Source organism: Nocardia alba NBRC 108234, from assembly GCF_001612665.1.
GTDB lineage: Bacteria > Actinomycetota > Actinomycetes > Mycobacteriales > Mycobacteriaceae > Nocardia > Nocardia alba.
On sequence record NZ_BDAX01000010.1, the window covers coordinates 99,165 to 113,962 of the forward strand.

Below are 14,798 nucleotides of genomic sequence, written 5' to 3' on the forward strand. Positions count from 1 at the left end.
CTACTCGGCGACGATCACCGTGACCTCTCCCTCGGCCGCGTCCGACGACTCACCCGCGGCCACGAACCAGTGCGTGACCTCGCCCTCGGCCAGGTCGTCTTCGACCGAACCGCTGGGCAGCACCGACAGCGCACCGGCGATGGACGAGGCCAGGAATTCCTGGACGGCGGCCGGGCCGGAGGCGTGGGTGGTGTAGGTGGTGCATTCGTAGTCGATGCTGTGTTCGTCGCGCAGGCGCGCGGCGCGAGCCACGGCTTCGGACTGGGTGAGGACCGTGACGTCCTCGCCGGCGACCAGCACGAAGGCCGGGTGGTTCTCGGCGAGTGGGCGGACCCGGTCGGTGTAGGAGACGGGATGGGCCGCGGCCGCGGCGATCTCGTCTTCGATATCGGCCATGACCAACCACTGACCGGCCACCCCGGCGACCGAGGACGCGCTGATCCCGAAACCAGCTCCGGCGGCGGCGATTTCGACGCCGGGGAGTTCACCGACGAACAGCGCCGCGGCGCCCGCCTTCTGTACCGCCCAGGCCGCGAGCACCGAATCCACGCTGCGCGGCAGCGAGATCGCGACCACGTCGCCGGGACCCGCACCGCGCGCGATGAGCACCCGGGCCAGCTGCGAGGACTTGCGATCCAGTGCGCTGTAGGCGATCTCGCTGTCACCGCGCAGCAGCGCCGGTGCCTGCGGATCGGCTTCGACGACCTCCGCGAGCACCTTGGCCACCGTCTGCGCGCCGACACCGGAGACAACCGGCGACGACACCGCGGCGCTCACCCCGGAATCGGCGAGCAGCTGGGCACGTTCGCTCGCATCGAGGATGTCGATGTCACCGACCAGGCCCGACGGGTTGTCGAGCAGCTCGTCGAGCACCCGCAGCAGTCGCTGCGACAGCGTGCGGACCTCGTCGGCGGTGAAGGTACTGGTCAGGTACTTCATCGTGATCTCGATGGTCGACTCGGCCATCACCACCAGCGTGAGCGGGTAGTGCGTCGCGTCGTCGAGGCCGACACCGGTGACCTGCATGCCGTCGATCGAGCTCGCCGCGGTGACCGCGTCCTTGTCCATCGGGTAGGACTCGAACACCACCAGCGTGTCGAACTGCGAGCCCATGCCGGCCACCCGCTGGATATCGGACAGGCCGACGAAGTGATGGCTGAGCAGTTCGGCCTGCTCGGACTGCACCCGCTGGGTGAGCTTCTCCGCGGTCATCCGGTCATCGATCCGGATACGCACGGGCAGGGTGTTGATGAACAGGCCGACCATCGACTCGACGCCGGGCAGTTCCGCCGGGCGACCCGAGACGGTCGCGCCGAACACCACGTCGTCGCGCCCGGTGAGGCGGCCGACCACGATGCCCCACGCGGTCTGCAGCATCGTGTTCACGGTGACGCCGAGCTCGCCGGCGAACTTGCCGAGCGCCCTGGTGCGGTCGTTGTCGATCTCGACGATGACCTTGCCGAGCTCGTAGCGCTCCTCGGTGCGCGGCGCGGGCGCGAGCTGGGTGGGGCCCTCGACCCCGGCCAGCGCGTCGGCCCAGACCTGCAGCGACACTTCGCGATCCCAGCCCGAGAGCCAGGACAGGAAGTTGCGGTAGGACGCCACGCGCGGCAGCGCGGTGAGATCGCCGCGCACCGCGTAGAGCACGAGCAGGTCGCGCATGAGCAGCGGCATGGACCAGCCGTCGACCAGGATGTGGTGGACGGTGATCGCCAGGTGCGCCTGGCCCTCCGCGATCCGGTAGAGACCGAAGCGGATCAGCGGCGCGGTGGCCATGTCGAACTGGTCGGCCTGATCGGCTTGCAGCAGTTGCCGCATGCGCTGCATCCGCTCGTCGACGGGCAGCTCGGTGAGGTCGACCTCGCGCCACGGCACCTCGAGCTCGGAGAGCACCACCTGCACCGGCTGACCGGCCGAATCGGTGACGAACGCGGTCCGCAGGTTCGGGTACCGGTCGAGCACGGCCTGGGCCGCGCCGCGCAGTCGCTCGGTGTCGAGGGTGCCGGTCAGGTCGAGGACGGCCTGCACGGTGTAGACGTCGACGGTCGCCGAGCTGAGCATGGCGTGGAACATCAGGCCCGCCTGCAGCGGCGAGAGCGGCCACACCTCCGACAGCGCCGGGTAGTCGCGCTCCCACAGCTCCAGATCGGACTGGCCGACCCGGATCAGGGACATATCGGACGGGGTGAAACCACCCGCGTCGGCCCGCTGGGCGTGCGTGGCGAGCGCGGTGAGCGCGGCCACGAACAGGTCGGCGAACTCCTGCGCCTGATCGGCGCTGAGCAGACCCTTCGGGAAGGCGATGTTCGCGCCGAGCTGCGGACCCTCGTCGCCGTCGTTGACGATGGCGTTGATGTCGAGGGTCGCGTTGGCCGGCATGTCCAGGTCCATCTCGGCATCGAGCTGACCCAGATCCGCCACCGGCACCCAGCCGAGTTCGACGAGCTCGGCGGGGATCTCGCCCGCGGTCGCGCGACCGAGGTAGTTGAAGCTGACCTGGCCGACGCTCGGCAGATCCGCGCCATCGAGATACTTCAGCATGCCGTAGCCGATGCCCTTGTCCGGCACCGCGAGCATCTGCTCCTTGACCGACTTGATCACGTCGGCGAGCGCGGCGCCACCGGCGAACGCGTCGTCGAGATCGGCGCCGGCCAGATCGAGGCGAACCGGGAAGGCGGTGGTGAACCAGCCGACGGTGCGCGACAGATCCGCACCGGCGACGATCTCTTCCTGGCGGCCGTGGCCTTCCAGCTTGATCAGGGCCGCCGTGCCGGATTCGTCTCCGCGCCAACGGGATACGGCCAACGCGAGTGCGGTGAGCAGACCGTCGTTGACGCCGCCGTGGTAGAGGCCGGGGATCGCGGTGAGGATCGCGTCGGTGACCTCGGTCGAGAGGGTGACCTGCACCCGGTCGACGGTGGCGAAGGTGTCCGCCCTCGGGTCGAACGCCCGCGCGCCCAGCAGCGGATCGGCGGTGGCCGAGACCTCGCGCCAGAACGGCAGCTCCGCGCGACGGTCCGGCGACTGCTCGACCAGGCTGTGCGCCCAGCGACGCATCGAGGTGCCGTTGGCCGGCAGCGTCACCTGCTGGCCCGCCGCGATCTGGCCCCAGGCCATCCCGAGGTCCGGGATCAGGATGCGCCAGGACACACCGTCGATCACGAAGTGGTGGCCCACGATGAGCAGCGCGTCGCGGCGGCGCGGTCCGTCGGCGTTGTCGCCGAAGGCGAACCACACGAACTGCACCATGGCGGCGTTGGCGGGGTCGAGACGACCCATCGCCTCGTCGTATTCGACACTGGCCAGCTTGGACAGCTGTTCGTCGGCGATATCGCCGGACACCTCGACCCGACGCACGAGGGTGCTCGCGTCGATCTCGCCCGGCGCGCACGCCTCGAAGATCCACCCCCGCTCGGCGTCTCGGGCCACCCGCGAACGCAGCACATCGTGGTGGTCCAGGACCGCGCCGATGGTGGCGTGCAGGACCTCGGCGGTGATGTTGTCGGGCAGGCGGAGCACCATCGACTGGGAGAACCGGTCGTAGGTGGAACCGCTCGCCAGGATCTGGCGCATGATCGGCAGCATCGGGATATCGCCGACACCGCCGCCCGCCAGCTCCTCGAGCACGATCTGCTCGGCCTCGCCCGCGAGCACGGCGATCTCGGCGAGCCCGGCCACGCTGCGCTTGTCGAACACATCGCGCGGCTTGAAGAGCACGCCGCGGTCCTTGGCCCGCGAGACCAGCTGAATCGACAGGATCGAGTCGCCGCCGAGGGCGAAGAACGAGTCGTCGAGGCCGACGGCGTCCACCCCGAGCACCTCGGCGAACACCGCGGCGATGATCGCCTCGACTTCGCTTGTCGGCGTACGGAACTCACGCGGCGCGAGGACCGGCTCCGGCAGCGCGCGCCGGTCCAGCTTGCCCGCGGGGGTCAGCGGGATCTCGTCGAGGACCATCACGGCGGCGGGCACCATGTGCGCGGGCAGGTGCTGCGCCGCGTACTCGACCAGGGCGGCCGGGTCGACGGCGTGCCGGGCGCCGTCCTCGGATGCCGCGCCGCGCACGTAGGACACCAGGATAGTGGCGCCCGCGTCGGTCGTGCGCCCGATGGTGGCGGCGAACTCGACATCGTCGTGCGCGGTGAGCACCGCGTCGATCTCGCCCAGTTCGATGCGGAAACCGCGGATCTTCACCTGGAAGTCGTTGCGGCCCACGTATTCCACGACCGGCTCACCGTGCACCGTGCGCCAGGCGACGACGTCGCCGGTGCGGTAGAGGCGCTCACCCGTGGCGTACGGGCTGGCCACGAAACGCTCGGCGGTGAGAGCGTGGCGCGCGTGGTAGCCGCGGGCCAGCGGGACGCCACCGAGGTACAGCTCACCGGCCACGCCCTCGGGGACCGGCCGCAGGCGGCTGTCGAGCACGTACACGGTCGCGCCCGCGATCGGGCCGCCGATGTTCATGGTGTCGCCCGGCAGCAGCGGATCGGACAGGTTGGTGGCGATGGTCGCCTCGGTCGGACCGTAGGCGTTGTAGAACCGGTGCAGCGCCGGGTCGGTGCCCGCACTGTGCCAGTTCGCGACCAGGTCGACGGGAGCCTTGTCGCCACCGACGATCAGCGCTTCGAGTCCGGCCAGTGCCGCGGGTTCCATCGACGCCGCGACCAGCGGGGTGAGGAACACGTGGGTCAACCGCTGGCCCGCGATGATGTCGGCCAGTTCCTCGCCGCCGACCACACCGACCGGCGTGATGACGAGGGCGCCCGCCGAGCCGACGGCGAGCAGGAACTCGAGAATCGAGGCGTCGAACGACGGCGACGCGAAGGCCAGCGTCCGGGTGTTCGCGGTCAGGCCGAACTGGTCGACCTGGGCGGCGGCGAAGTTGGGCACGCCGGCCTGGGTGACCACGACGCCCTTGGGCAGACCCGTCGAACCGGACGTGTAGATCATGTAGGCCGTGTTCGTGGCACGCACCGCCGCCCGGCGGTCCGCGTCGGCGATCGGCGCGCCGGACTGCTCGGCGGCTTCGGCGTGCAGCGCCGCGTCGTCGAGCACCAGCCACTCGCCCAGCGCGGGCGCGGGCAGGTGGTCGACTTCGCTCGACACCGTAATGCCGAGTGCCGCACCGGAATCCGACATCATGTGGGCGATGCGCTCGGCCGGGTACTTCGGGTCGACGGGCAGGAACGCCGCGCCCGACTTGATCACGGCCCAGATGGCGAGGGTGGTTTCCAGCGAGCGCTGCATGGCGACGGCGACGACTGTCTCCGGTGCCGCGCCGCGCGTGATGAGCACCCGAGCCAGGCGCGAGGAAGCCGCGTCGAGCTCGGCGTAGGTCAGCGAGCGAGTCGCGCCCGACTGCGCTACCTCGTCGGAGGGCATCGCGGTCGCGGTGAGTGCGCCGACCAGTCCGGTGTCGATCGATTCACCGGGTGCGACGATCGCCTGACCGGTCGGGTTGGTCGCCACGGCCTGTGCCAGCAGCTCGGGCAGCGTGCTGATCGCGGCGGCGGGACCGCCGGTGCGGGCGAGCAGTTCGGCGCGCTCGGCGGTGTCGAGGAGTTCGAGGTCACCGACCGGGACGGTGGTGTCGGCGACGACCTCGGCGAGCAGACGCTGGAAGCGCTGCGCGAACTTCTCCACCGTCGACTGGTCGAACAGCGCACTGGCGTAGGAGAACTCGGCGTAGGCGCCCGCGTCGTCCCCGGCCGCGGCTTCCCGCACGGTGAGCAGCAGGTCGAACTTGGCGGTGTCGACGTCGAAGTCGACGGCCGAGACCGAAAGACCGGGCAGTTCGAAGCCGGCGTCGGGCAGGTTCTCGAACGACAACGCCACCTGGAACAACGGGTGCCGCGCGGTGGAACGCTCGGGGTTGAGCAGTTCCACCAGTCGCTCGAACGGGATGTCGGCGTGGGCGAAGGCGGCCAGGTCGGCTTCCTTGGCCTGGGTCAGCAGCTCGGCGAAGCTGCGCTGGCCGCCGACCTGCGTGCGCAGGGCGAGGGTGTTGACGAACATGCCGATCACGTTGTCGAGTTCGGCCTCGCCGCGGCCCGCGATCGGGGTGCCGATGACGATGTCCTCGGTGCCCGACATGCGCGCCAGGAACACCGCCAGCGCGGTGTGCACGACCATGAACAGCGTCGCGTTCTGCTCGCGGGCGATGGTGGACAGTCCGGCGTGGATGTCGCCACCGATCGGGAACAGCACCCGGCCACCGGCGAAGGACTGCGTGCTCGGACGCGGCCGGTCCAGCGGGAGGTTGAGCTCGTCGGGCACACCGGCGAGCGCGCGCTTCCAGTAGTCGGCCTGCTGGGCGATGAGACTGGTCTCGTCGGTCTCGGCGCCGAGCACCTCGCGCTGCCAGACGCTGAAGTCGGCGTACTGCACCGGCATCGGCGCCCAGCCCGGGGCCGCACCGGTGGCGCGCGCGGCGTAGGCGATCATCACGTCGCGGGTCAGCGGGCCCATGGACCAGCCGTCGGCGCTGATGTGGTGGGCGACGAAGACGAGAACGAATTCCTCGTCCGCGATGCGCATCAGCTTCGCGCGCAACGGAACCTCGTCGATCACGTCGAAGCCGGTGGTGATCAGCTCGGCGATCCGGTCGCGCACCTGTTCGGGGGCGACGGTTTCCGGCGTCAGGTCCGGCACGTTGCCCTCGACCGGCAGGATCACCTGGTGCGGTGTGCCGTCGGTCGACGGGTACACCGTGCGCAGGGTCTCGTGCCGTGCCAGCACATCGGCGACGGCCAGTTGCAGCGCCGCCACGTCCAGCGCGCCCGTCAGGCGGACGGCGACGGGGATGTTGTTCACCGAGGACGCGGTGTCGAACTGGTTGAGGAACCACATGCGCTGCTGGGCGAGCGAGAGCGGCACCTGGTCGGGACGCGGTCCGGCGACCAGCGCGCGACGCCCACCGGCGCCTGCGCCCTGCTCGACCTTCACCGCGAGACCGGCCACCGTCGAGGCCTCGAACAGCAGGCGCACGGGCACCCGGCTGTCGAGGGCGGCGCCGAGGCGGGCCGCGACCTGGGTGGCCAGCAGCGAGTTACCGCCGAGGGCGAAGAAGTCGTCGTCGGCACCGACGCGCTCGACGCCGAGGACGTCGGCGAACACGCCCGCCACGATCTCCTCGATCGGCGTCGACGGCGCGCGGAAGGTCTGCGCCTCGAACTCCGGCTCCGGCAGCGCCTTGCGATCCAGCTTGCCGTTGACGTTGAGCGGCAGCGCGTCGAGCACCACGAACGCGGCGGGCACCATGTACGACGGCAACCCGGCGGCGAGCGTCGACTTGACCTGCGCCACATCGATTTCCGCGAGGCGACCGGCGGGCGCGGAGGCGGTAGCGGAGCGTGACCACGCAGCGCCCTCGGGAGTATCGCCATTCGATACAGCACCGACGAGGTAGGCCACGAGACGGTCACCGGTGCGCGGGTCGGACTTGGCGATCACCGCGGCCTGGGCGATCTCGGGCAGCGCGAGCAGCGCGGCCTCGATCTCGCCGAGCTCGATGCGGAAGCCGCGGATCTTCACCTGGAAGTCGGTGCGGCCGCGGTAGTCGAGTTCGCGGTTGTTCCAGGCCGCGAGGTCACCGGTGCGATACATGCGAGTACCCGGCGTGAACGGGTTGGCCACGAAACGATCGGCGGTCAGGTCGGCGCGGCCGTAGTAGCCGCGAGCCAGCTGCGCGCCCGCCAGGTACAGCTCACCGGCGACACCGTCGGGCACCGGGCGCAGGCGCTCGTCGAGCACGTAGACCTGGCTGTTCCACTCCGGCGAACCGATGGAGACCGACACCTGGTCGGCGGCGTTCACCCGGTGCGCGGTGATCGAGACCGCGGCCTCGGTCGGGCCGTACAGGTTGAACAGCTCGGTGCGGCTGAACTCGGTACGGAAGCGCTGGGCGAGCGAACCCGGCAGCGCCTCACCGATGGCGAGCACCCGCCACAGCGAATCGGGCAGTTCCGTGCCCGATTGCGCCAGCAGGGCGTCGAGCATCGACGGCACCACGTGCAGGGTGGTGACCCATTCGCGGGCCATCAGCTCGTTGAGGTAGGCCGGGTCGCGATGACCGTCGGCCGAGGCGATCACGAGGCGACCACCGCAGACCGCGGCCGACCAGAACTCCCAGACCGAGAGGTCGAAGGTGGCGGCGGTCTTGAGCAGCACCGCGTCGGCGGCGTCCATGCCGAACTCGAGCACCTTCCACTGCAGCTGGTTGGCGATGGCGCGGTGCGCGACGGCGACGCCCTTGGGGCGGCCGGTGGAGCCGGACGTGAAGATCACGTACGCCGTGTGCTCCGGACGCAGCGGTTCGGTGCGCTCGGCATCGGAAATCGGTGCGGCGCTCAGTGATGCGAGGTCGAGCTGGTCGACGCGGAGCACCGGCGCCACCTCGGTGGCGAACTCGGCGTCGGTCAGCACGCAGACCGGTGCCGCCGTCGCGAGGATGTAGTCGGTGCGCTCGGCCGCCTGATCGGGGTCGACCGGCACGTACGCGCCACCGGACTTGGCCACCGCGTACATCGCGACGACCAGGTCCACCGAGCGGCGCATCGCCAGCGCGACCCTGGACTCCGGGCCCACGCCCAGCGCGATCAGGTGCCGCGCGAGGCGGTTCACCCTCGCGTCGAGTTCGGTGTAGGTGAGCTGGGCGCCATCGTCGGTGACCAGGGCGGTCGCCTTCGGATCGGCGGCCACCGACGCGTCGAGCAGCGAGACCAGGGTGGCCTCGGTGTCGACCGGGTAGGCGGTGGCGTTGCGGGTGTCGAGGATCTGCTCGCGTTCAGCCGGGGCCAGCAGTTCGATGTCGCCGACCGCGGTGCGCGGCGTGGCGACGATCGCGCCGAGCAGCCGGACGAACCGCTGCACGAAGCCTTCGACCGTGGCGTGGTCGAACAGGTCGGTGGCGTAGGTGAACAGACCCGAGATGCCTTCCGGCTCACCGGCATCGCCGTAGCGGTCGGTGGCGATCAGGTGCAGGTCGAACTGCGACAGCTCGGTGGCGATGTCGAGGCCGGAGACCGTGAGACCGGGCAGCTCCAGGGTGGCGCGGCTGAGGTTCTGGAACGACAGGCCGACCTGGAACAGCGGGTGACGCGCGGTGGAGCGAACCGGGTTGAGCACCTCGACCAGGCGCTCGAACGGCACGTCGGCGTTGGCGAACGCCGCGATGTCGTCTTCACGCTGGCGGGCCAGCAGTTCGGTGAACGCCTCGCCGCCGTCGACCCTGGTGCGGAACACCAGGGTGTTGACGAACATGCCGATCATGTCGTCGAGCGCCGCTTCGCCGCGTCCGGCCATCGGGGTGCCGATGGCGATGTCGTCGGTGCCCGACAGGCGGGCCAGCAGCACCGCGAGGGCGGTGTGCACGACCATGAACAGCGTGGCGCCCTCGGCGCGGGCCAGTTCGACCAGCGCGCGGTGGGTGTCGGCGTCGATCTGGACGTCGACCTTGCTGCCCGCGAAGGTCTGTACCGCGGGGCGCGGCCGGTCGGCGGGTAGGTCGAGCTGGTCGGGCAGGTCCGCCAGCGCCTGCTTCCAGTGCGCGACCTGCTTGGACGCCATCGAGTCGGCGTCGTCCTCGCTGCCGAGCAGGTCGCGCTGCCAGATGCTGTAGTCCGCGTACTGCACGGCCAGTGGCGCCCAGCCGGGCTCGGAGCCCATGGAGCGGGCCGCGTAGGCGGTCATCAGGTCGCGGGTCAGCGGGGCGACCGAGGATCCGTCACCGGAGATGTGGTGCACGACCAGAGCGAGCACGAAGTCGCCCGCGATGTTCCCGGCGGCGAAGCGTGACGACGGGGAGGCCTCGTGCGCATCGCCCTCTGCTACCACGTCTCGCACCCGGAACAGCGCTACCTTGAGCGGCACCTCGACGGTGACGTCGAACATCGTCGACATCAGTTCCGCCACCGCCGATTCCACCTCGTCGGCCGCGACGGTACGTTCGATCAGTTCCGGCGCGGCCTGCGCGGGCGACAGGATCACCTGTGCCGCACCGGCTTCGGTCTGCGGGTAGATCGTGCGCAGGATCTCGTGGCGGGTCACCAGGTCGGTGACCGCCGCCCGCAGCGCGGCGACGTCGAGGTCGCCGGTGAGGCGGACCGCGACCGGCACGTTGTAGGCAGCCGACTGGGTGTCGAAGCGGTTGAGGAACCACATCCGCTGCTGGGCGAGCGAGAGCGGGATGTGCTCCGGGCGCGGACCCGCGGTGAGCGCCTTGCGATCACCGGTTTCCGCGTGCTGCTCGACCCGCTGGGCCAGGGCGGCCACCGTGGACGCCTCGAACAGCAGGCGAACGGGGATGCGGGTGTCGAGTGCCGCGCCGAGGCGGGCGGCGACCTGCGTGGCCAGCAGCGAGTTACCGCCCCAGGCGAAGAAGTCGTCGTCGAGGCCGAACTGCCCGACGTCGAGGCGGAGCACCTCGGCGAAGGTCGCCGCGACGAGCTGTTCGCTCGGGCTCACCGGCGCGCGGAACACGGCCTTCTCGATCTCGGGCTCCGGCAGCGCCTTGCGATCGAGCTTGCCGTTGGCGTTGAGCGGCAGCGCGTCGAGCTGCAGGAACACGGTCGGAACCATGTACGACGGCAGTTCGGCGGCCAGCGCGGTGCGCAGGGCCAGCTTGTCGACGGCCGTCTCGGCCACGACGTAGGCGACCAGACGGTCGCCGACAACGGGATCGGTATTGGCGAGAACAGCGGCGGCGGTGAGGCCGGGCCGACGCAGCAGCGCGGCCTCGATCTCGCCGAGCTCGATACGGAAGCCGCGGATCTTCACCTGGAAGTCGGTGCGGCCCCGGTAGTCGAGTTCGCCCTCGGCGTTCCAGGCGACGAGGTCGCCGGTGCGGTACATGCGCTCGCCGGTCACCGAGAACGGGTCGGCGACGAAACGGTCGGCGGTGAGGTCGGCGCGACCGTAGTAGCCGCGGGCCAGCTGGGAGCCTGCCAGATACAGCTCGCCGGAGACGCCGACCGGAACCGGGCGCAGACGCGAATCCAGCACGTAGACACGGCTGTTCCACTCCGGTGCGCCGATCGAGACCGACACCGTGTCCGCGTCGGTGACCGCGTGGCTGGTGATCGAGACCGCGGCCTCGGTCGGGCCGTACAGGTTGAACAGCGCGGCGGCGTTGGCCGCGCGGTACCGCTGCGCGGTGGCGGCGGGCAGCGCCTCGCCGATCGCGAGGACACGGCGCAACGTACGCGGCAGTGCCGCTCCGGATTCGGTGAGCAGCGCGTCGAGCATCGACGGCACCACGTGCAGCGTGGTGACGGCGGTGGCCCGCATCAGATCGTTGAGGTAGGCCGGGTCGCGGTGGCCGTCGGCGGTGGCGACCACCAGGCGGGCGCCCGCGACGGCGGCGGTCCAGAACTCCCAGACCGAGAGGTCGAAGGTGGCGGCGGTCTTGAGCAGCACCGCGTCGTCGGCGCCGATACCGAATTCGGCCGTCTCCCACAGCAACTGGTTGACGATCGCGCCGTGCGAGACCGCGACGCCCTTGGGCTTGCCGGTCGAGCCGGACGTGAAGATCACGTACGCGGTGTTCGCGGGGACCACGGTGCGGGTGATCGCGGCGGCGCTCACCTCGCGCAGGTCGAGCTCGTCGAGGACGACCACTTCGGCTGCCGCCGTGCTGAATTCGGCGTTCGCCGTGGTGAGCACCACCGCGGGCGCGGCCGTTTCCAGGATGTAGTCGGTGCGCTCGGCGGGCTGATCCGGGTCGATCGGCACATACGCCGCACCCGCGCGGGCCACCGCGTACATCGCGATGATCAGCTCGGCGGAGCGACGGATGGCCAGTGCCACCCGATCCTCGGCGCCGATGCCACGCGAGATCAGCTGCCGCGCGAGGCGGTTGACCTCGGCGTCGAGCTCGGCGTAGGTCAGCTCGCGGCGTCCGCCCACGAAGCGACCGACCCGCCGTGCCGTACCGGCGGCGTCCGCTTCCGCGGTGCCACTGTCGAATTCCGGCTCGTCCACGACGAGTGCGATGGCGTCGGGAGTGGCGGCCACGGTCGCGTCGAGCAACGACACCAGGGTGGCGTCGGTGTCGACCGCGTGCGCGGTGGCGTTCCACGCGGTGACGATCCGCTCGGCTTCCGGCGCGGTGAGCAGGTCGATATCGCCGACCGCGATGGTGGCGTCGGCGGCGACCGCGTCCAGGACCAGCAGGAAACGGTCGGCGAAGCTCTGGACCGTCGACTCGTCGAACAGGTCGATGGCGTAACCGAATTCGGTGACCAGCTGAGCCGGTGCGCCGTCGTCGGTGTAGCGGTCGTACAGGGTGACGTGCAGGTCGGTCTTGGCCAGCTGCGAGTCGTAGTCGACGGCGCTCACCGTGAGACCCGGCAGTTCGAAGGTGGTGTCGGCCAGGTTCTGGAACGACAGGCCCACCTGGAACAGCGGGTTGCGGGCGGTGGAGCGGACCGGGTTGAGCACCTCGACGAGCCGCTCGAACGGCACATCGGCGTTGGCGAAGGCCTCGAGGTCGCGGTTGCGCACGTCGGCGAGCAGTTCGGCGAAGGAGGCGCCGGAGTCGACGGCGGTGCGGAACACCAGGGTGTTGACGAACATGCCGATCAGATCGTCGAGTTCACGCTCACCACGGCCAGCGATGGGGGTGCCGACGGCGATGTCGTCGGTACCCGACAGGCGGGCGAGCAGCACCGCGAGCGCGGCGTGCACGACCATGAACAGCGAGGCGTTGTTCGCCCTGGCCAGCTCGTGCAGGGCCGCGTGCCGGGCCGGGTCGATCTCGAAGCGGATGGCCTGGCCCTGGAACGACTGCGCGGGCGGGCGCGGCCGGTCGGCGGGCAGTTCGAGCTGATCGGGCAGCCCGGCGAGCGCGTCGCTCCAGTAGGCGACCTGCTTGGCCGCGAGCGATTCCGGGTCGGTCTCGTCGCCGAGGACCTCGCGCTGCCACAGCGCGTAGTCGGCGTACTGCACGGGCAGCGCTGCCCACTGCGGCGCCTCGCCCTGCACGCGGGCCACGTAGGCGGCCATGATGTCGCGGGCCAGCGGGCCCATCGAGGAACCGTCGGCGGAGACGTGGTGCACGGTGAACGCGAGCACGTGGTCGGTCGCGTCGAGTGCGAACAGCGCGACCTTGAGCGGCACCTCCTGGGTGACGTCGAACGTGGTCATCGCGAATTCGATGACGCTGCCGAGCAATTCGGCCTCGGTGACCGTGATGTGGTGCACCACGGCACGGCTGCGCGAGACCGGCAGGATCACCTGATGCGGGCCGTCGGGCGAGCCGGGGTAGGTGGTGCGCAGCATCTCGTGGCGGGCGAACACGTCGCCGATGGCCTGTTCGAGGGCGGGCACGTCGAGCTCACCGGTGAGGCGAACCGCGAGGGGGATGTTGTCGACCGCGGAGGTGGACGTGTCGAACTGGTTGAGGAACCAGTAGCGCTGCTGGGCGGGCGAGAGCGGGATGACGGCGGGCCGCTCCCCCGCGGTCAGGCGCGGACGGGCGCGGCCCGAGCCCGCGTTGTGCTCGGCGCGGGCGGCCAGCGCGGAGACCGTCGAGGCCTCGAACAGGTCGCGGACCGAGAGCTGGGTGTCCAGAGCCGCGCCGATGCGGGCGGTGACCTGGGTGGCCAGCAGCGAGTTGCCGCCGAGTTCGAAGAAGTCGTCGTCGGCGCCGACCCGGGTCACCCCGAGCACATCGCCGAAGGTGCCGGCCACGATCTCCTCGATCGGGGTGGACGCCGCGCGGAAGACCTTGGCCTCGAACACCGGCGCGGGCAGCGCCTTGCGGTCGAGCTTGCCGGACGCGTTGAGCGGGAAGGCATCCAGGATCACGAACGCGGTGGGGACCATGTACGTCGGCAGCGCACCGCCGAGTTCGGCGCGCACGGCGTCGAGGTCGACGCTCGTACCGGCCACCGGGATCAGGTAGCCGACCAACTGGTCGCCGAGGCGATCGTCGGAGCGCACGACCACGACCGACTGCGCGATCGCGGGCAGCGCGGTGAGCGCGGACTCGATCTCGCCGAGCTCGATGCGCAGACCACGCAGCTTCACCTGGAAGTCGGTGCGGCCCAGGTACTCCAGCTCACCGTCCGCGGTCCACGCGACGAGGTCGCCGGTGCGGTACATGCGCGCGCCGTCGGTCCCGAACGGATCGGCGACGAAGCGGTCGGCGGTGAGGTCGGGGCGGTTGACGTAGCCGCGCGCCAGCTGGACACCGGCCAGGTAGAGCTCGCCGGGGACGCCGACGGGCGTTGGGTGCAGACGCGAATCCAGCACGTACACCTGGGTGTTGAAGACCGGCGCGCCGATCGGCACCGAGGTGGTGTCGGCGTCGGTGACCTCGTGGAAGGTCACGTCGACGGCGGCTTCGGTGGGGCCGTACAGGTTGTGCAGGGCGGCACCGGTGAGGGCGCGCATCCGCTGGGCGGTCGGCGCGGGCAGCGCCTCACCCGAGGCGAACACCAGGCGCAGACTGCTCGCGACCTGCGGACCGTCGGCGAGCGCGACGGCGGTGGACTCGGCGAGTTCGGCGACGAACACCGACATCATCGACGGCACGAAGTGCGCGGTGGTGACGCCCTCGGTGGCGATGATCTCGGCCAGATAGGCCGGATCACGATGACCGTCCGGCTTCGCGACAACCAGACGCGCACCGATCTGCAAGGGCCAGAAGAACTCCCACACCGACACATCGAACGTCGCCGGAGTCTTCTGCAACACCACATCGGCCCCGGTCAGACCGTAAGCCTGCTGCATCCACACCAAACGGTTGACGATCGCGCCATGGCTGACCGCCACACCCTTCGGCCGACCCGTCGAAC

1 protein-coding gene (only partly in view) is annotated in these 14,798 nt (G+C 70.6%); it reads right to left on the reverse strand.

What is annotated here, in order from left to right; translation table 11 throughout:
* Window positions 1-14,798: the final stretch of a non-ribosomal peptide synthetase gene (locus NA12_RS13215; RefSeq protein ID WP_067449620.1), read on the reverse strand. 29,329 nt of this gene lie beyond the right edge of the window; the window shows 14,798 of its 44,127 coding nt (coding positions 29,330-44,127); its start codon lies beyond the right edge, outside the window — the gene reads right to left on this strand; the stop codon is at window positions 1-3.